This is a genomic window from Kribbella jejuensis (genome assembly GCF_006715085.1).
Lineage (GTDB): Bacteria > Actinomycetota > Actinomycetes > Propionibacteriales > Kribbellaceae > Kribbella > Kribbella jejuensis.
The window spans coordinates 2,401,989-2,420,586 of record NZ_VFMM01000001.1 but is presented as its reverse complement, the minus strand read 5'-3'; the positions used below and the strand labels follow the sequence as shown (position 1 = coordinate 2,420,586).

Below are 18,598 nucleotides of genomic sequence, written 5' to 3'. Positions count from 1 at the left end.
CGGTGATGGGAGCCTCACCGAAGAAGGGCATGAAAAAGGCCGCCTCGGTGAGGCGGCCGTGGTGGCTGCGTGCGAACACGCGCTGGGATGGACCGCCCTAGACGGCCCACCACAGCTGCAAGTTTGTGTTCATGCGGGTGTTCACGGTTTCAGCTTAGCAGCGATTGGACGATCAGCTCGTTGCGGGCGTCCTGGCCCAGCGGCACCGACGGGTGCACGCCGTCGCGCAGGTAGTTGGCCAGCCGGTACGGCTTCACCCAGAGCCACTCGGCCCAGCGGATGATCCGGAGGTTCGAGTACTGCTCCTGCGCGTCGTACAGCTGCATGTTCAGCCACGAGCTGTTGCGCTGGTCGGCCAGCTGCACCGGCGCGGTGACGGCCTTGCGGACGACCTGCAGGTTGACCCAGAACACGGTCCGGTCCCGGCCGACGATGCTCATTGCCCGGTCGACCTGGGCCCGGAACTTCGGCGGGTCGAAGATGTCGTTCGAGCCGCTGGCCATCAGGATCCGCCGCGGCAGCCCGTACGCCGACGCGATCTGCTGCAGCGCGTCGACCGCGCCGGAGGTCGGGCGGCTGGACCAGTTGTGCACAGCGAGCTGGGTGCCGTTCCGGTTCAGCAGCCGGATCGCCAGCGCCTTGCCGTCCTGCACCGAGATGCTGTCGCCGAACATGTAGACGCCGTTGGTCTCGCGGGTGCGCTGGAACTGCGCGGCGGTCGAGATCGCGTGCGTCGCACTCGTCCAGGACCCGGCCACGCCGGAGCCGTACGGCCCGGTGGACGCGGACGCACCGGCGAACGCATTGGTGAACGCGGACGTGTTCGCGGATGCGGTCTGGGTCTGGGCTGCGCCGGCCGCCGTCACCGCGGCCGCCGCTGCGCCGACTGTGAAGATCTGCCGACGGTTGGGTTTCATCTGCCTCACAGGGAGAACCTTGGGCCCCTCGGTCGGGTACTCGCAAGTCCGCATCTCACTGTCCGCAGTCGGATGACGGCGGAACCGATGCAGATTCTCCGGTCTTCCGGCTCAGGTTTGCAAAACCTGTAACGCTTTGCAGTCCGCCGCCGATGAATCGACTGTTGGACCTAACGGGTCGGCGCGGCCAGGGAGGGGTGCCGCGCCGCCCGTTCGTCCTTCACCAGCTCCTCGATCAGTGGACCGGCAATCGCCATCAGTTGGTCCGGGGGTACGTCGAAACCATCGAGCCTGACCAGGTGCCGGGAGATCACCAGGCCGAGGGTGAGCGCGCCGAGTACGCCGGACCGAATCAGTGCATCGTCGCCGGGGAGTTGTTCGGCGATCTGCCGTTGCTGGGCCGTCATCGCCGTACGAACCTCAGCGGCGGCCTCGGGGTGACTGAACATCGCCCGCAGCGCGGCCAGTGCGGCGGCCGGTTCCTCGGCGAGTTTGCCGGTCAGCGCCGCGATCAGTTGCTCGGCGATCTCCGCGGGTGAACCCTCGATCGCCCCGTCCGGCGGGATCGAGGCGGCCTGCGCGAACAGCTTCTCCTTCGATCCGAAGTACCGCATCACCAGCCCGGGATCACTGCCGGCCCGGGTCGCCACCATCCGCACGGTGGTCCGGTCGAACCCGTGCTCGCCGAACAACTCCCGCGCCGCGGTGAGGATGCGGGCCTCGGTCTGCCTGCGTTGCTCCGCCCTGGTGGTCACGAGATTCAGTCTACGCATGTTGACTGATTCTTGTTACGCTTTCAGTCAACGCTCGTAGACTGAAAGGGGATCGTGATGGTCCAGGCGATCGTGCTGGCCTTCCTGGCCGGACTGATGGGGCTCAACGGCGTCCCACACTTCGTCACCGGAATCACCGGGCACGAGTTCCCGAATCTGACCGGCAACTCCGCCACCAACAACGCTGTCGGCGGCCTCGCGGCCTTCGCGATCGCGGCCGCCCTGCTCGCGGCGGCCCACGTCGGCACCCATCCGTGGGCCGCCCTGTTCGCCGGCGCCGTCGGGGCCGTGCTGATGACCGTCTTCCATGCTCGCCGCGGCGCCTACTGGATGAGCCGACGCTTCGGGAGGCCCCTTCCGGAAGCCTGACGGCTAAGGTCACTTGCATGAGTGGTGAGGCGTTGCTGGTCTTTGACGACGGGTTGACGGCGTACGACTTCGGGCGTGGGCATCCGATGAGTCCGATCCGGGTCGAGCTGACGATCAAGCTCGCCCGGGAGCTCGGGGTGCTCGATCAGCTCAAGATCGTGCCGGCGCCGGTCGCGGACGACGCGCTGCTCGGGACCGTGCACACCGCGGAGTACATCGCCGCGGTGAAGCGCGCCGGTGCGGACCCGGACGAGTCCGACCCGGTGCACGGCCTCGGTACGTCGGACACGTACTGCTTCCCGCACATGCACGACGTCTCCGCCCGGATCGCCGGCGCCTCCGTCGAGGCGGCCCGCGCGGTCTGGGAGGGCGACGTACTGCACGCCGTGAACATCGCCGGTGGACTGCATCACGCGATGCCCAACCAGGCCAGCGGTTTCTGCGTGTACAACGACCCGGCGATCGCGATCCAGTGGTTGCTCGACCACGGTGCCGAGCGGATCGCGTACGTCGACGTCGACGTGCACCACGGGGACGGCGTCCAGACCGTCTTCTACAACGACCCGCGCGTACTCACGGTCAGCCTGCACGAGTCGCCGACCACGCTCTTCCCGGGCACCGGCAGCGCCGGCGAGACGGGCGGCCCGGACGCGGAAGGTACGGCGGTCAACGTCGCGCTCCCACCCGGTACCGGGGACGCGGGCTGGTTGCGCGCGTTCCACGCCGTCGTACCGGACGTGGTGAAGGCGTTCCGTCCGCAGGTGCTCGTCACGCAGCACGGGTGCGACTCGCACGTCGAGGATCCGCTGGCGCACCTGACCAAGACGATCGACGGGCAGCGGGCGGCGTACGTCGCTCTGCACGATCTCGCGCACCAGGTCACCGGCGGAAAGTGGATCGCTACCGGCGGTGGCGGGTACGCGATCATCGACGTGGTGCCGCGGGCGTGGACGCATCTGCTCGCGATCGTCGCCGGAAGCCCCATCGACCCGGCGACCGCGGTGCCGGAAGGGTGGCGCGAGGAGGTGCAGTTGCGGTTCGGTCGGGTCGCGCCGGTCCGGATGACCGACGGCCGGGATGCGTCGTACGTGGACTGGTCGAGCGGCTACAACCCGGACACCTGGCTCGACCGGGCGATCAACGCGACCCGCGAAGCGAGCTTTCCGCTGCTCGGGCTGGACCCGAGCTATTAGGTCGTGGCTGATGGCCCAGCGCCTACTGCGCGGCACTCGGCACGGCTCGCGACGGGGCTGGCCCATCAGCCACGACCAGTCACACGAGTCCCCCTCTTTCCCATTCGTACCAACAGCCACTACGCTCGTGGCATGCACGGACGGAGGTGCCGGAGGGGAAGCCGGCGCACGATCCGTGCTGGAAGTGCGGTGCGCAATGGCATCAAAGAAGTCCGGCGGTGAGCAGCCGCTCGCCGAGGTGAAGTTTCTGACCGTGGCGGAGGTCGCCACGGCCATGCGCGTGTCCAAGATGACGGTGTACCGGCTGGTGCACTCCGGTGAGCTGCCCGCGGTGCGGGTGGGTCGTTCCTTCCGGGTCTCCGAGGACGCGGTGCACGACTACCTCAAGGGCGCCTTCTTCCAGGCCGGATAATCACAGAAGCCGAAGGGGCCGGATCCACGGACCGGCCCCTTCGTCATGCCTGCTCGTCACGCCTGGAGCTTTCGGAGCGCGGCGGTTGCCTGCTCGACGACCTCGTCCGGCAGCCCGGCCCACAGCTCGTGATGGGCGGCGGAGCTCGCCTTCACCGCCTTCTCGGCGAGCGCGATCCCCTCGTCGGTGAGCCGGATCTGGGTCCCGCGGCCGTCGGCCGGATCAGGCTCGCGGACGACGAGACCGCGGCGTACCAGCTGATTCGTGACGTTGCTGGTGCCGCCCGTCGACAGCAGCAGGCTCCGGCTGAGGTCGGAGGGCTTCTGGCGGTACGGCGTACCCGAGCGGCGCAGCGAGACGATCACGTCGAACTCGGCCGTGGTCAGCTCGAGATCGCGGAGCACCCGCCGGGTCGTCTCGTTCAGCAGGCCGGACAGCACCAGGATCCGCTTCGTCAGCTCGCTGGACGGATAGAGCACCTCCGGCAACTCCTGGTCCCAGGACGCGATCAGCCGGTCCACCGGATCGTCGTTCATGGTTGACATCCTAGAATGCTTTGATGATAGCTTTTCATAAAGCTTTCTATTGAGGGAGATGCTCGTGAGGCTGTTGCTGAAGGGCGGGACGGTGATCGACACCCATCCGGAGGTGGTCGTCCGCCGGAACACCGACGTACTGATCGAGCACGGCCGGATCGCGGCGGTCGGGCCGGACCTGCGGGCCGACGCGGAGCTGATCGATGCGCGGGAACGAATCGTGCTGCCCGGGTTCGTGGACACGCACCGGCACCTGTGGCAGACGGCGTTGCGCGGGATCGCGGTGGACGCGGATCTCGGGGTGTACTTCGAGCGGGTGCTCGGGTCGTTCGGATCCCGGTTCCGCGCCGAGGATGTTGCTGCGGGCAACCTTGTCGGGGCGTTGGAATGCCTGGACGGCGGGATCACCACGGTGCAGGACTATTCGCACGTACAGCGGACGCCGGATCACACCGACGCGGCGCTGGACGCGTTGGAGCGGAGCGGGATCCGGGCGGTGTTCGGATACGGGCCGTCGCCGTTGAGCGGTGGTGCGGTGAACGCGGACGAGATGCGCCGGATCATGGCGCGCCGGTCTGCGCGGCTCGGGTTGGCGGTGGCGGCGATCGGACCGTCGTTCGCGGCCTTCGAGACGGTACGGGCCGACTGGGAGCTGGCGGATTCGCTCGGCTTGCCGGTAGTGGTGCACATCAGCAGTAGTTCGGACATCCCGGATCCGGTGATGCGGCTACGGGACGCCGGATTGGCGCGGGCGAACACGTTGTATGTCCACGGGAATCTCCTGCCAGACGCCGAGCTGAAGGTGATCGCGGAAACCGGCGCCGCGGTTTCCGCAACCCCGACGGTCGAGGCCCGGATGCAGATGGGTCCACCGCTGGCCGGCCGCCTGCGTTCAGCCGGAGTCGACGTCAGTCTGGGAATCGACGTGGTGACGACCGCCGGCGGCGACATGTTCCGCGCCATGCACGAGGTGCTTGCCCTAGGCTACAAGACGTTCACCGCCGCCGAGGTTCTTCAACTGGCAACCTACGGCGGCGCCCGAGCGCTAGGCCTCCACGATGTCGGATCGCTTGCCATCGGCAACCAGGCCGACCTGATCCTGCTGCGCACCACCGACCTCAACCTGGTCGGCGGCCTGCACGATCCGGTCGCCACAGTCGTCACCGCCGCTCACCCCGGCAACGTCGACACCGTCCTGGTAGGCGGCACCCCCGTCAAACGCGACGGCCGGCTGACGAACCCTTCCCTGCAGGCCGCTCTGGCCGCCCTGGCTGAATCGACCGCCTACCTCACCGCTTGAGCAGGTCCCGGACGGCCGCGGTGATCTCGCCGGGAGATTCTTCGGCCATGAAGTGGCCGGCGGTGGTGGTCCGGTGGTCGAGGTTGGTGGCCCAGTTCTTCCAGCGGGCGGCCGCGTCGAAGCCCAGCGCGGCTCCCCAGTCCTGCTGGATCACCGTCACCGGCATCCGGAGCTTGTTGCCTGCAGCAAGGTCCTCGGAGTCCTGCTGGACGTCGATCGTCGCCGACGCCCGGTAGTCCGCGACGATCGACGGTACGGCGTTCCGCGACGCCGCCAGGTACTCCGCCCGCACGTCCGCCGGAATCGCCGCCGGATCCTTCCCCCACAGATCCAGGAAGTACCCGAAGAACTCGTCCGCGGCAGCCGCGATCATCCGCTCGGGCAGCCCGACCGGCTGCGCCATCAGATACAGATGGAACCCGACCGCAGCCGTCGTCCCGTGCATCACATCCCACATGTCCAGCGTCGGCAGTACGTCGAGACACATCAAATGTGTGACGACGTCCGGATGATCAAGCCCCGCCCGGAAGGCCACCAATGCGCCTCGATCGTGGCCCACCAGCGCGAACTGCGAATGTCCCAGCTCGGCCGCCACCCCGACCACATCCGCCGCCATGGTCCGCTTCGAGTAGCCGTCCAACGGTTTCCCGCTCTCGCCGTACCCGCGCAGATCCGGGCAGATCACCGTGTGATCCACCGCCAGCTCACGCGCCACCTCACGCCAGATCAGGTGCGTCTGCGGAAACCCGTGCAACAACACCACCGGCGGTCCCGACCCGCCGACGGCAACGTTCAGTTCGACACCGTCGACGCCCGACAGACGGTGGTACGCAAATCCTTCGATCCTCATACCGCCCAGCGTCGCGCCGGCCGATGAGCATTCGATGAGCGGTACCGTGGGCGGGTGGAGTTCGGCGTGCTCGGTCCGGTGGTGGCGTGGGACCGGGAGCCGGTCGACCTGAAGGGCCCGCGGCACCGCGCAGTCCTCGCGCGGCTGATCGTCGCGCGCGGCCGGGTGGTGCCGGCGAACGTCCTGGTCGACGACCTCTGGGCCGATCCACCCGACGGCGCGTTGAGCGCACTGCGGACGTTCGTCGCGGCGCTCCGCCGGGCGATCGAACCCGATCGTGCGCCGCGGACGCCGGCTCGGCTGCTGGTCACCGAAGGCCCTGGGTACGCCTTGCGGACCGAGAACGTCGACGCGCTGCGCTTCGAGGCCTCCGTCAAAGCCGTTGAACTGAAGGAACTCCTGGGGGGCCTGGAGCTGTGGCGCGGTCCGGCGTACGCCGAGTTCGCGGACGAGCCGTGGGCGCTCGCGGAGCGTTCCCGGCTGACCGAGCTCCGCCTGCACGCCGTCGAGCGCGTGGCGGCGACCCGCCTGGACCTGGGGCTCGCGGCCGAGGCGGTGCCTGACCTCGACGCGCACGTCACCGAGCACCCGTGGCGCGAGGACGCCTGGCGGCTGCTCGCGCTGGCCCTGTACCGAAGCGACCGGCAAGGCGATGCTCTCGCCGTACTGCGCCGCGCCCGGGCGACCCTGGTCGGGCAGCTCGGCGTTGATCCTGGTCCCGCGCTGAGCCGGTTGGAGAGCGACATCCTCAACCAGGCAACCCATCTTGCCCCGGCCGGCAACGTGTGGGCCGAGACGGCGGCGGCGTACGACCGCGTCGTCGGCGGCACGCGGGCCCGGATCGAGTCGACGGTCGGCCTGCTCCGCAACCTCGCGGTCACCGGGGGCGGCGGGCTCGAGGCCGCCCGTCGTCATCGCCTGGCCGCCGTTCGAGCAGCCGAAGAGCTCTCCGACCCGGATCTGACCGCGCGCATCATCGGCGGGTACGACGTACCCGCGATCTGGACCCGCTCCGACGACGAGGCACAGGCCGCCGCGATCGTGGCCGCGGCCGAGCGCGTACTGCCGACGCAGGACCATCCGAGCATCCGCGCCCGGCTGCTGGCCACGATCGCGCTCGAATCCCGCGGTTCCCGGGAGGCCCGACCGCGCGAGGCCGCCCTCGAAGCCGAGCAGCTCGCGCGCGGTCTCGACGATCCCGCGCTGCTGGCGTTCACGTTGAACGGGGTCTTCATGCAGACCTACTACCGCACCGGCCTCGCACCGGAGCGGGACGCGATCGGCGCGGAGCTCATCACGCTGTCGCAGCGCCACAACCTCTTTACCTATGAGGTTCTGGGTCAGCTGATCCGTCTGCAGGCGGCCTGTGCACGCGCCGATCACACGGCCGCTGACGAGCACGCCGCCGCGGCGGATGCGTTGGCTGAGCGGCATGAGCTTCCACTGGTCGCGGTCTTCACGCGGTGGTACGGCGCGCTGCGTGAAGACACCCCTGAGGCATACCGTGCCGCGGCCGAGTTGCTCGACGGTGCGGGGATGCCTGGCCTGAGTGATGGCTTGCTCCCGCTGGCGTTGGCCGGGTACGCCGTACGGCACGGCGAGCCGGTGCCGGAGGCGGAGTACCGCCCGACGCCTGGTCTGCTGCTCGAAGCTCAGTGGTGCTTGACGGCGCACGCTGCCAAACAGGCGGGAGACCTGGAGTTGTTGAGGCGAGCGCGAGAAGCGTTGGCGCCGGCCGCGAACGAACACGCGGCGGGGAGTGGACTGCTCACCCTCGGCCCGGTCGCCGACTACCTGGACTAGAGGTCGTCGGGCGATCCGGTCTCGGACCTGCGGCCCGCCTGCCGGCGAATCTCGTGCTGGGACTGGTCAACCGCCATTCCCAGAGGGGTCCCAGGAATCCTGCAGGACCCTCGCAGGGCGCGCGACCAGGATGGAGTCACCAACCTGAAGGAGGCTCCCGATGCCGATCCGAATCGTCAAGACCGTTGCCGTAGGCACCATCGCGACCCTGGGCCTGGCCGCCGTCGTCTTCACCCCGGCCGCCTATGCGAGCACCAGCAAACAGACCGCCACCCCGCACCTCGCGGTGCTGACCGACAAGATCGCTCCGGTCCGCAGAGCCGCCTAAGGCTTCCGTGCCCGGAAGGCGAGCGCGTGCGGGATGTCGTATCCCGCGGGTTCCTCGAACCGTTCGGCGACCAGCCCGCTCCCGACGATCGCGTTGAGGTAGTCGGCCAGGGTGAGGTGCGACATACCGATCCGCCGCCGGATCCCGTCCTCGGCCCACCACGGCATGTCCGTGTGCCAGCCGGTGCGCCGATACGTCGGATACACGGTCCGCCGGCCGTCGTCCTCGTACACGACGTGCGGCCCGTTGAAGCACGGATGCACGCCGTACGCGACCAGCACACCGCCGGGCCGTAGCACCCGCGCGGCCTCCCGGAGCACGGCGCCGAAGTCGTCGACGTCGGTGGAGGTCCACAACGTGATCGCGGTGTCGAAGGACCCGTCGGCGAACGGCAACGCCGCCGCGTCGCCGTGGAGCAGCGGCCCGTCGGTCCGCGTCCGGGCTCGGCGCAACTGGTCGATCGAGAAGTCCAGCCCGACCACCGAACGCCCGCCGGCGCGGATGCTGTCGAAGTTGCGTCCGGTGCCACAGCCGATGTCCAGGCAGGGTCCCGAACCGGTGCCGAGCAGCTCCAGCAGACCGGGCTGATGAGGTGGCGCGTCCGCCCCGAAACGCTCGTCGTACCACTCCGCCAGACCGTCGTACCGAGCGCGCATCCAGCCTCCCCGGGTAGGGTCCGAGTCTACCGATCGAGCCTGCTTTAGGTCCGCGAAGCGACCTACGGGTAAGCTTTGCCGACGTTCTCTTTGAGTTTGGATGGTCAACTGTGGGTTCGGTAATCAAGAAGCGCCGTAAGCGGATGGCGAAGAAGAAGCACCGCAAGCTGCTGAAGAAGACGCGGGTGCAGCGCCGCAAGCTCGGCAAGTAGCCCGGCACGCACCAGGTAGCAGTAGGTAGCACTGGTCTGCCGCGCCCGGTCCGGCTGGGGGTAGCTCGTGGCACAGGTAGTGATGGTGACCGGCGTCTCGCGAGACGCCGGTGCTCGCTGTGCCCGGAGACTGGCCGAGGACCCGTCGATCGGCACCGTGATCGGTGTCGACGTGGTCCCGCCGCGCGCGGAGCTCGGCCGGGTCCGGTTCGTCCGGGCCGACATCCGCAACCCGGTGATCGCCAAGGTGATCGCCGCGGAGGATGTGGACACGGTCGTGCACACCGGCGTGGTGGCCACCCCTGGCAGCGCCGGCGGCCGCTCGTCGATGAAGGAGATCAACGTCATCGGCACCATGCAGCTGCTCGCCGCGTGCCAGAAGGCGCCCGGTGTGGCGAAGCTGGTGGTGAAGTCGTCGACCACGGTGTACGGCGCGGGTCCGCGGGATCCGGCGATGTTCACCGAGGAGATGGCGCCGCGGGCGATCCATCACCACGGGCTGAGCAAGGACGCGGTCGAGGTCGAGGGGTACGTCCGGGGATTCGCCCGGCGCCGCCCCGACGTCTGCGTCTCCACGCTCCGGATGGCGAACTGGATCGGCCCGAAGACCGACTCCCCGATGACGCGGTACTTCGCCCTCCCGGTGGTCCCGACCGTTTTCGGGTACGACGCACGCCTGCAGTTCCTGCACGAGGACGACGGCGTCGAGGCGATCCACCACGCGACCGTCGAAGAGCTGCCGGGGACCTTCAACCTGGCCGGTGACGGCGTCCTTTCGCTGTCCCAGGCGATCCGCCGGCTCGGCCGGCCGACGCTGCGGCTGCCCTCGTTCACCGCGTCGAGTACGGCCGCCGTCGTCCGGCGCGCGCGGCTGGCGGACTTCTCACCGGACCAGATCACGTTCCTGACGTACGGGCGGGGTGTGGACACGACACGGATGCGCAGCGAGTTCGGGTTCGAGCCGAAGTACACGACCGCGGAGGCGTTCGACGACTTCCGCAGGTCGCTCGGCACCGGCGCGGTGACCCGCGCCTCCGGCCTGCTGCGCGCCGGCCTGGGAGCGCTCCGTGGCTGACGCAGACGTCATCCCGATCGGCTCCGGCGGCCGCCCCGGCCGCGGCAACCGCCGAACCACCCCGTCGGCAGCAGCCCGCGCGCTCGCCGGTGACCAGACCCGGCCGAAGAAGAGCCGCAAGCAGCCCGTTGAAGAGACGGCAGAGCCGGTCGTCGAGTCCCCGGCCTACACCGAGGAGCGACCAACCGACGCAAGCTTCGACTTCGCCGGTCTGGAGCGGGCGGTGCGGGGGTTGTTCGGGGCTGAAGGGGAGCGGCGGGTCGCGGAGTGGCTGGCGTTTCTTCGGCGGCGGGTGACAGGCGACTACGAGCTCGACGAGTTCGGGTACGACGCCGACCTCAACGACCAGGTCCTGCTGCCGCTGCTGCGGCCGATGGTGGAGAATTGGTTCCGGGTCGAGGTCCGCGGGATCGAGAACATCCCGTCCGACGGCAGCGCGCTGATCGTCGCGAACCACTCCGGCACGATGCCGCTCGACGGTCTGGTCAGCCAGGTGGTGGTCGCGGACCACACCGGCCGCCCACTGCGGACGCTCGCCGCGGATCTGGTCTTCCAGACCCCGTTCGTCGGTGAACTGTCCCGCAAGGGCGGTGCGACGCTCGCGAACAACGACGACGCCGAACGCCTGCTCCGGCAGGGCAACCTGGTCGGCGTCTGGCCGGAAGGTTTCAAGGGTCTCGGCAAGCCGTTCTCCGAGCGGTACAAGCTGCAGCGGTTCGGCCGCGGTGGGTTCGTCAGCGCGGCGATGCGGACCGGCGTACCGATCGTGCCGTGCTCGATCGTCGGCGCCGAGGAGATCTATCCGCTGGTCGGCAACATCGCCTCGCTGGCCCGGCTGCTCGGCGTCCCGTACATCCCGGTGACGCCGTTCTTCCCGTTGCTCGGCCCGCTCGGGCTGATCCCGCTGCCGTCGAAGTGGCTGATCGAGTTCGGCGAACCGATCCGGACCGACGACTTCCCCGACGGCGCCGCGGACGACCCGATGCTGGTCTTCAACGTCACCGACCAGGTCCGCGAGACCATCCAGCAGACCCTCTACACGCTGCTCATGCAGCGCCGCAGCGTCTTCTTCTGACCTTTCTGACCACAACAGGCACCAACAGGCACCAACAGGCACCAAGAAACACGCGAAAGACCCCCGGCGAATGCCGGGGGCCTTTGCACGACTGGTGCCTGCTACTTCCAGGGCGGAAGCAACGTCTGGAGAACGCCGGGCAGGTTGATCAGCGGGGTGGACGGGAACGGCCACGGCCACGCCGGTGTGGACGGGGTCAGGGTGGAAGGCAGCACCGTGGGCGTCGCAATCGGCGAGTTCGACGACGACGTCTTGGGTGGTGTCTTCAGGGCGCTCGGCGGCGGAGCGGTGGACTCCTCGACGATCGTCGTGTTCGGCAGGTTGGTCGGCGCGGTGCTGGGCTGCAGCGAGCCGGAGTCCACCGGGGTCGGGATCGTCGCCGAGGCCTTCGGACTCGTCGAGGACGCCTGGACCGGATCGCTCGGCTGGGTAGCGCCGGGGCTGGTGCGGTTCGGACGGTTCGAACCGGTGCTCGGTGCACCGGAAGCCGGCTTCGGTGCGTCGCACTTCGGGCAGGCGGCCGCGGTGTGGCCGGCCAGCTGCTCGATGGTGGCGAGCGCCTCGACTCCGGACTTCAGCGATTCGGGTGGCAACTGCGGCGCGAGCTCACCGAGAGCCTGGCGGGCGCTGGTGATGAAGCTCGTGATCGCCGTGATCGAACTCTGGTCGCTGTTCTGCTGGTACGACGCGAGCAGTCTGGACACGCCCTGGCGGGCCTGCTTCGAGAAGTCGTCCAGGGTCGCGTTGATCGTGCCCACCGAGCCGCCGTTGGTGGCCAGCTCCTGGACTTCGGACAGCCGGGTCATGGCATGTTCGAGATCGCGCCGGCCGCGGGAGTCGTCGCCGACGCCCACATTGGTGGCCACGTTCTCGATGCTGCGCTTCATCCCGTACAAGGTGTCGCCGGGCATCGCCTGCTGGGCGGCGGCGGCAGAACCGATGCCACCTCCCAGCAGCACCAGCGCGGCAGTCGATGCCACCAGCCGGATCCTCCGGCTCTGGCGGCGGCGGATATCTGTCACGGACGCGCCAACGTCCTCGCTACCCGGCGGGTCGTCCGAGTCGTCTGGTGCTGTGTGCACCGTCAGTTGAGTCGCAGTGGTCGCCGCCCGCGCCGCCGCCTGCTCCATCAGGCGGTGCCGCAGCTCGGCACTGAACTCGGGTCGCGGTGCAACTGCGCCGGCGGTCCTCAGCCGTCCGACCAGCTCCACAGCTTCCAGCAACTCTGGATCGTCGCCCAGTCGCGCGGAGTGACGGGGCCCGTGATCGACGGCGTGCGCGAATGCCTCCGCGCGCGCTCGAGCCCTGTGTAGGTCACTCATGAGTTCTCGTTCTCCTCAATGGCCAGTCGGGGTCACCGACAGGTCCTCACCAGGCAAACGAGGTAACTCCCTGACGGGTTACGAAAGACGTTCGTTGTCATCCGCCTCATCTCAAGTCCTTGGGGATAACCTTCGCCAAGTGCCGTACGGCCCTCAGTTGCAGTTGCTTGACGGCGCCTTCGGACTTCTCCAGCGCCTTGGCCGTCTCGGCGATCGACAGACCGGCGAAGAACCGCATGGTCAGGCAGTCGCGCTGCTCGTCGGGCAGGCCGGCCACCGCGTCCCGGAGTACCTCGGCGGTGGCCGCGGCCAGCACGTCGATCTCCGGGCCCTCGGTCTGCCGGTCGTGGGTCTCGATCTCGTCGGTGACCACCTCGAGCCGGACCCGGCCGGACTTGTAGTGGTCGGTGATCAGGTTCCGGGCGATCGTCACCAGCCAGGCGCCGAAGTCCCGGCCCTGCCAGCGGAACGAGTCCAGCGCCCGGAGCGCCCGGACGAAGGTCTCGCTGGTCAGGTCCTCGGCGAGTGCCGACGACGACACCCGGGCGTAGATGTAGCGATAGACGGTGAGCGAGTACTCGTCGTACAGCTCACCGAAGGCACCGACGTCCCCGGCCTGGGCGCGATCGACGAGCTCAGCACGTCGCATCCCGTCCGGGCTTGGTTCCGGCGTGGTCAAGTTGTCTCCCCGTTCGACTGACACGTCGTTCGACACATCCGCGAATGGCCTCAGTGACTCTGGGACAGCACCGAACGTTACTGCTCATGTACGGGCTGTCAACAGGCTGGGGCGTGCCGCCTTCCGTCCGGTCCGAAGCTTGCGTGAATGCGCCAGCGGACCGCGTCCGCACATCACGGAGCAGCCTGCTGTCGGGGGTGGTACATCGCGCATGAGGGTCCCCGCGCGGACGGGTTTCTGCAGTGTGAGGTTCAGCAGAAGCTCGCTCGCGAAGTCACCTGTATATCGGTGGTCACGCTCTGCTGCAACCGTTCTGGCCAAACCCGGTGCGTCCGTGCCTGCATCCCGGCCGTGACAGACTCGCCTGGTGAACGTGAATTTCGCGGACATCCTTCGTGACACAGCGCAACGTCACGGCGAGCGTCTCGCGCTGGTCGACGGCGACCGGCGGCTGACCTGGAGCGAGCTCGACCAGGCCGTCGACCGGACCGCGCGGGGGCTCGCCGCGGCCGGCCTGGTGCCCGGGTACCGGGTCCTGCTCCTGGTTGCCAACAGCATCGAATTTGTCACGTCCTACCTGGGCGTTCTTCGCGCCGGCCTGGTCGCCGTACCGCTGAACACCGGTCTCACGAAGCCCGAGCTGGCGACTGTCGCGGCGCACTCCGGGGCCCGGCTGGCGATCGCCGACGCGGTCCTTGCCGACCGCATCGAAGGTCTCCGGGCGGTGGCTCCGGACGAGCTCCATGGTGACGTTCCGTTACCGCCGCCGATCGATCCCGAGTCGCTCGCGGTGCTTCTGTACACGTCCGGAACCAGTGGAGATCCGCGTGCCGCGATGCTCACCCATCGGGCACTTGCCGCAAACGTGCGAAACCTCACCGAGCTCGGCGAGGACCGGATGGGCCCCGACGACGTGGTCCTCGGGGTGCTGCCGATGTTCCACGCCTTCGGTCTGAACGCGGTCCTCGGCTGGGCGGTCGCGACCGGCGCCGCGCTGATCGTCGAGCGCCGCTTCGACCCCGAGCAGACCCTCGAGCTGATCCGACGGTACGGCGTGACGCGGCTGCCGCTCGCCCCGCCGGCCCTGCACGCGCTGCTGTCCCGCCCGGATCTGCGCGCCGCACTGAAGACGGTCAAGGTCGTCCTGACCGGCGCGTCCACGCTCGACCGCGGGCTCGCGGACCGGTTCGAGCAGGCGACCGGGCTGTACGTCCACCAGGGGTACGGACTGACCGAGGCCTCCCCAGGCGTCACCACGACGCTCGGCGAGGCCGCGCCGAAGCCCGGCTCGGTCGGTCGTCCGCTGCCGAACGTCGAGCTGCGGATCGCCGACGAGCGCGGCGAGGACGTCGAGGGCGACGACCCCGGCGAGATCCTGATCCGCGGCGGCAACCTGTTCTCCGGCTACTGGCCGGACGGGGCGGACGGCCCGGACGCCGACGGCTGGTACCGGACCGGCGACGTCGGGTTCCTGGACGCCGACGGCGACCTGTTCCTGGTCGACCGGCTGCGCGAGCTGATCATCGTGTCCGGCTTCAACGTCTTCCCGAGCGAGGTCGAGGACGTCCTGGTCGCGGCTCCGGGGGTCCGGGAGGCGGCGGTGATCGGCGTACCGTCGGAGGAGACCGGCGAGGCGGTGAAGGCGTTCGTCGTGCCGTTGCCGGACGCATCGGTCGACGTCCGGGAGGTGCGCGCGTACGCCGAGGGCCGGCTGGCCCGGTTCAAGAGCCCGGTCGACATCGAGGTGGTCGACCACCTCCCGCACTCGGTCACCGGCAAGGTCGCGAAGGGACGGTTGCGGGAGCGATGACCAGAGTCGTCATGTATGGAAAGCCGGGCTGTCATCTCTGCGACGACGCCCGGGAGGTCATCCGGGCGGTCTGCGCCGAGGCGGGCGTGGAGTGGAGCGAGGTCGACATCACCCAGGATGACCGCCTGTTCACGCAGTACGGGGAACAGATCCCGGTCACCTTCGTGGACGGCAAGCAGCACGACTTCTGGCGTGTGGACCCCGCCCGACTGCGAAAAGCCCTGATGAGGTAGGGCTCACTTCCACCGATTTTGTTCTCACGTTCACAAGCTCCTAGAGTAAGAGAGCCGCCGGCCGTCAGACCGCGGTGAACCAACCGCTCCCAGGAGAATTGTGACGCGTGCCAGCAGCCGTCGCCCCGGCCCGCCGACGAGAACCGAACGCGGCATCCCCGAGGCGACTGTCGCGCGCTTGCCGGTGTATCTGCGGGCCCTGACCGCGCTCTCCGACGGTGGGACCGCCACCGCGTCGAGCGAGGACCTGGCGACCGCGGCCGGCGTGAACTCGGCCAAGCTCCGCAAGGACCTGTCCTACCTGGGGTCGTACGGCACCCGCGGCGTCGGCTACGACGTCGAGTACCTGCGCTACCAGATCGCCCGCGAGATCGGCGTCACCCAGGACTGGGCGGTCGTCATCGTCGGGATCGGAAACCTCGGCCACGCGCTGGCGAACTACTCCGGCTTCGGCACCCGCGGCTTCCGGATCGTCGCGCTGCTCGACGCCGACCCGAACCTGGTCGGTGAGCGGATCGGCGACATGGAGGTCCGCGACTTCGCCCAGCTCGAGGACATCGTGAAGGCCGATCGGGTCTCGATCGGGGTCATCACCACTCCCGCCGGTCCGGCGCAGGAGGTGTGCGACCGGCTGGTCGCCGCCGGCGTCACCAGCATCCTGAACTTCGCGCCCGTGGTGCTGTCCGTGCCCGACGGCGTCGACATCCGCAAGGTGGACCTCTCGATCGAGCTTCAGATCCTGGCGTACCACGAACAACGAAAGTCCGGAGAGGCGGCGCTCCCCGAGGTGCCCGAACTACCAACGATGAACGGCCTGACGGATCTCCCGAGTGTCGGGGGAGGCCTCGGCGCATGAGCTATCTGGTAGTCGGTATCAGCCATCGTTCCGCTGCGATCGATGTGCTCGAGCGGGTTGCGCTGGACGCGGAGGCCGCGACCAAGCTCGGTCTGATGGTCCGCAACTCGGCTGCCGTGGCGGAGTCCGCGGTCGTTGCCACCTGCAACCGCACCGAGGTGTACGCAGTGGTCGACCGGTTCCACGCCGGGATGGACGAGGTCACCGCGATCCTGTCCGACGTCACCGGCGTACCGCTGCTCGACCTCGCCGAGCACCTGTACGTGCACTTCGAGGAGGGCGCGGTCGCGCACCTGTTCCAGGTCGCGGTCGGGCTGGACTCGATGATCGTCGGCGAGAGCCAGATCCTCGGCCAGCTCAAGGAGACGCTCCGGGCCGCCCAGGACAACGAGACCATCGGCACCGACCTGAACGCCCTGTTCCAGCACGCGTTGCGGGTCGGCAAGCGGGCCCGGACCGAGACCGGCATCGATTCGGCCGGCCGCTCGGTCGTCTCCGCCGGGCTGGAAGCCGTCGGTGGTAGCGAGGGTCGCCGGGCGCTGATCGTCGGCGCCGGTTCGATGGCCTCGCTGGCCGCGCAGACCCTGATGACCAACGGCGCGCAGAGCGTGACGGTTGCCAACCGCAACTACGACCGCGCGGTCGCGCTGACCGACCGGATCGGCGGTACGGCGATCCGGCTGGCCGACGTACCGGCCGCGCTGACCGAGGCCGATCTGCTGGTGTCCTGCACCGGCGCTCGCGGCGTGGTGATCACCGAGGAGATGATCCGGAACGCCGCCGACGGGCGCGCCCTCGGCGTACTGGACGTGGCGCTCCCGCGCGACGTCGCACCCGAGGCGGCCCGGATCCCGGGCGTCACGCTGATCACGCTGGCCGACCTGGTCGGTACGGCGGGCGGCAGCGAGGCCGACATCGACGAGGTACGGCGGATCGTCGGCGAGGAGACCGGTGCGTTCGAGGCGACCCGGCGGGCCGCGTCGGTGGCGCCGACGGTGGTCGCGCTGCGGGCGATGGCGACCTCGCTGGTCGAGCAGGAACTGGCCCGGCTGGAGCGCCGGCTGCCGGACCTCGACGAGCACGAGCGGCACGAGGTCGAGCGGACCATCCACCGGGTCGTCGACAAAGTGCTGCACAACCCGACCGTCCGGGTGAAGGAACTCGGCGGCGATCCGGGCGGACCGACGTACGCCGACGCGCTGCGGCAGCTGTTCGCACTCGACCAGGCGGCCGTCGACGCGGTCACCACGCCGAAGGGTGGTGAGCAGGCATGACCCAGCAGATTCGGCAGATTCGACTTGGTACCCGCCGGTCCAAGCTGGCGATCGCGCAGTCCACGCTGGTCGCGGACGCGCTCCGGAACCTCGGTCACGAGGTCGAGTTGGTCCCGATCTCCACCACCGGCGACGTGGACAAGGTGTCGCCGGTCGAGCAGATCGGTGGCACCGGGATCTACGTGAGCGCGCTGCGGGACGCGCTGCTGGCCGGCGAGATCGACATCGCCGTGCACTCGCTGAAGGATCTCCCGACCGCGCCGGTCGACGGTCTGGTGATCGGCGCGATCCCGGTCCGTGAGGACCCGCGCGACGTCCTGGTCGCCCGCGACGGGCTGACCCTCGGTGAGCTGCCGCGCGGCGCGGTGATCGGTACCGGTGCGCCGCGCCGGTCGGCGCAGATCGAGGCGCTCGGTCTGGGCCTGGAGTGCACGGGCATCCGCGGCAACGTGGACACCCGGATCGGCCTCGTTGCCGACGGCAAGGTCGACGCGGTGGTGCTGGCCCGCGCCGGGCTGGCCCGGCTGGGACGGCTCGACGAGGTGACCGAGACGCTGGACCCGATCCAGATGCTGCCGTCGCCGGGACAGGCGGCCCTGGCTGTCGAGTGCCGTGCGGACGCCACCGACGTACTGGCTGCGCTCGCACCGCTGGAGGACCCGGCCACCCGGGCGGCGGTCACCGCGGAGCGGCAGTTGCTGGCCACCCTCGAGGCAGGCTGCACGGCTCCGGTCGGCGCGCTCGCCGAGGTGGTCGAGGGCGACGACGGCCCGGAGCTGTGGCTGCGGGGTGCGCTCGGCCAGGAGGACGGCGTCCGGCGGCTGTCCGCGAACGGCCCGGTGGACGACCCCGCGGGTCTCGGCAGAGCGCTGGCGAACGAGTTGCTGGAGCGAACATGACACCGGCACAGGGCACGAGCACGGCG

General features: G+C 69.3%; 21 protein-coding genes. 14 read left to right on the top strand and 7 right to left on the bottom strand.

Annotated elements, in window-relative coordinates; genetic code table 11:
- Positions 1-149: 149 nt before the first annotated feature.
- Both FB475_RS11825 and FB475_RS11820 read right to left on the bottom strand, forming a co-directional pair.
- On the bottom strand, positions 150-917 hold the full coding sequence (locus tag FB475_RS11825; protein WP_238332275.1) for an SGNH/GDSL hydrolase family protein: 768 nt from the start codon (positions 915-917) through the stop codon (positions 150-152).
- Positions 918-1,087: 170 nt separating this feature from the next.
- On the bottom strand, positions 1,088-1,672 hold the full coding sequence (locus FB475_RS11820) for a TetR/AcrR family transcriptional regulator (protein WP_202878307.1): 585 nt from the start codon (positions 1,670-1,672) through the stop codon (positions 1,088-1,090).
- 75 nt (positions 1,673-1,747) lie between these two features.
- On the opposite strand from FB475_RS11820, the gene FB475_RS11815 reads away from it, so the two are divergent.
- The 3 genes from FB475_RS11815 (at position 1,748) to FB475_RS11805 (ending at position 3,664) form a co-directional block, all read left to right on the top strand.
- A complete protein-coding gene (locus tag FB475_RS11815) occupies positions 1,748-2,059 on the top strand; it encodes a hypothetical protein (protein ID WP_141855291.1) in 312 nt (103 codons plus the stop codon).
- Between the two features lie 17 nt (positions 2,060-2,076).
- Positions 2,077-3,252 carry an acetoin utilization protein AcuC gene (locus FB475_RS11810; RefSeq protein ID WP_141855289.1) on the top strand — a complete coding sequence of 392 codons (1,176 nt, stop codon included), beginning with the start codon at positions 2,077-2,079 and terminating at the stop codon, positions 3,250-3,252.
- A 196-nt stretch (positions 3,253-3,448) separates the two neighbouring features.
- Positions 3,449-3,664, top strand: a complete 216-nt coding sequence (locus FB475_RS11805; RefSeq protein WP_012923942.1) for a helix-turn-helix domain-containing protein — start codon at positions 3,449-3,451, stop codon at positions 3,662-3,664.
- Positions 3,665-3,720: 56 nt separating this feature from the next.
- Here FB475_RS11805 and FB475_RS11800 read toward each other — a convergent pair whose 3' ends face one another.
- Positions 3,721-4,200 carry a MarR family winged helix-turn-helix transcriptional regulator gene (locus FB475_RS11800; protein ID WP_141855287.1) on the bottom strand — a complete coding sequence of 160 codons (480 nt, stop codon included), beginning with the start codon at positions 4,198-4,200 and terminating at the stop codon, positions 3,721-3,723.
- Between the two features lie 64 nt (positions 4,201-4,264).
- Between FB475_RS11800 and FB475_RS11795 the strand changes: the two genes are divergently transcribed.
- Complete coding sequence (locus tag FB475_RS11795; RefSeq protein WP_238332102.1) at positions 4,265-5,500, top strand: amidohydrolase family protein; 1,236 nt, start codon at positions 4,265-4,267, stop codon at positions 5,498-5,500.
- Here FB475_RS11795 and FB475_RS11790 read toward each other — a convergent pair.
- A complete protein-coding gene (locus tag FB475_RS11790) occupies positions 5,490-6,350 on the bottom strand; it encodes an alpha/beta fold hydrolase (RefSeq protein WP_141855285.1) in 861 nt (286 codons plus the stop codon). The genes FB475_RS11795 and FB475_RS11790 overlap by 11 nt on opposite strands.
- Before the next feature lie 54 nt (positions 6,351-6,404).
- Between FB475_RS11790 and FB475_RS11785 the strand changes: the two genes are divergently transcribed.
- Both FB475_RS11785 and FB475_RS36720 read left to right on the top strand, forming a co-directional pair.
- Positions 6,405-8,153, top strand: coding sequence for an AfsR/SARP family transcriptional regulator (locus tag FB475_RS11785; protein ID WP_141855282.1), 1,749 nt, complete (start codon positions 6,405-6,407; stop codon positions 8,151-8,153).
- 160 nt (positions 8,154-8,313) lie between these two features.
- Positions 8,314-8,481: a hypothetical protein gene (locus FB475_RS36720; protein WP_185759215.1), complete on the top strand. Its 168-nt coding sequence runs from the start codon at positions 8,314-8,316 to the stop codon at positions 8,479-8,481.
- On the opposite strand, the gene FB475_RS11780 is transcribed toward FB475_RS36720, so the two are convergent.
- Complete coding sequence (locus FB475_RS11780; RefSeq protein ID WP_141855280.1) at positions 8,478-9,137, bottom strand: class I SAM-dependent methyltransferase; 660 nt, start codon at positions 9,135-9,137, stop codon at positions 8,478-8,480. The two genes, FB475_RS36720 and FB475_RS11780, sit on opposite strands and share 4 nt — an antisense overlap.
- 110 nt (positions 9,138-9,247) lie before the next feature.
- On the opposite strand from FB475_RS11780, the gene FB475_RS11775 reads away from it, so the two are divergent.
- The 3 genes from FB475_RS11775 (at position 9,248) to FB475_RS11765 (ending at position 11,499) form a co-directional block, all read left to right on the top strand.
- Positions 9,248-9,349, top strand: a complete 102-nt coding sequence (locus tag FB475_RS11775; protein WP_008356322.1) for a 30S ribosomal protein bS22 — start codon at positions 9,248-9,250, stop codon at positions 9,347-9,349.
- 82 nt (positions 9,350-9,431) lie between these two features.
- Entirely contained in the window at positions 9,432-10,424 is a 993-nt protein-coding gene (locus tag FB475_RS11770; protein WP_141857933.1) for an NAD-dependent epimerase/dehydratase family protein, read from the top strand.
- On the top strand, positions 10,417-11,499 hold the full coding sequence (locus FB475_RS11765; RefSeq protein ID WP_141855277.1) for a lysophospholipid acyltransferase family protein: 1,083 nt from the start codon (positions 10,417-10,419) through the stop codon (positions 11,497-11,499). The genes FB475_RS11770 and FB475_RS11765 overlap by 8 nt, the downstream gene beginning before the upstream one ends.
- Before the next feature lie 101 nt (positions 11,500-11,600).
- Here FB475_RS11765 and FB475_RS11760 read toward each other — a convergent pair whose 3' ends face one another.
- Complete coding sequence (locus tag FB475_RS11760) at positions 11,601-12,722, bottom strand: DUF5667 domain-containing protein (protein ID WP_238332100.1); 1,122 nt, start codon at positions 12,720-12,722, stop codon at positions 11,601-11,603.
- A 205-nt stretch (positions 12,723-12,927) separates the two neighbouring features.
- Entirely contained in the window at positions 12,928-13,500 is a 573-nt protein-coding gene (locus FB475_RS11755) for a sigma-70 family RNA polymerase sigma factor (RefSeq protein WP_238332099.1), read from the bottom strand.
- 367 nt (positions 13,501-13,867) lie between these two features.
- Here FB475_RS11755 and FB475_RS11750 point away from each other — a divergent pair, with 367 nt between their 5' ends.
- The 5 genes from FB475_RS11750 to hemC all read left to right on the top strand — a co-directional run bounded on the left by FB475_RS11750 (position 13,868) and on the right by hemC (position 18,572).
- A complete protein-coding gene (locus FB475_RS11750; RefSeq protein ID WP_141855273.1) occupies positions 13,868-15,310 on the top strand; it encodes a class I adenylate-forming enzyme family protein in 1,443 nt (480 codons plus the stop codon).
- Positions 15,307-15,543 carry a glutaredoxin family protein gene (locus tag FB475_RS11745; RefSeq protein ID WP_141855271.1) on the top strand — a complete coding sequence of 79 codons (237 nt, stop codon included), beginning with the start codon at positions 15,307-15,309 and terminating at the stop codon, positions 15,541-15,543. Before FB475_RS11750 ends, FB475_RS11745 begins: the two co-directional genes overlap by 4 nt.
- A gap of 100 nt (positions 15,544-15,643) precedes the next feature.
- Positions 15,644-16,399 (top strand): redox-sensing transcriptional repressor Rex, encoded by a 756-nt coding sequence (locus tag FB475_RS11740; RefSeq protein WP_141855269.1) that lies wholly within the window; start codon positions 15,644-15,646, stop codon positions 16,397-16,399.
- Positions 16,396-17,673, top strand: coding sequence for a glutamyl-tRNA reductase (locus FB475_RS11735; RefSeq protein WP_141855268.1), 1,278 nt, complete (start codon positions 16,396-16,398; stop codon positions 17,671-17,673). The genes FB475_RS11740 and FB475_RS11735 overlap by 4 nt, the downstream gene beginning before the upstream one ends.
- A complete protein-coding gene (gene hemC, locus FB475_RS11730; protein ID WP_141855266.1) occupies positions 17,670-18,572 on the top strand; it encodes a hydroxymethylbilane synthase in 903 nt (300 codons plus the stop codon). Before FB475_RS11735 ends, hemC begins: the two co-directional genes overlap by 4 nt.
- Positions 18,573-18,598: the final 26 nt, after the last annotated feature.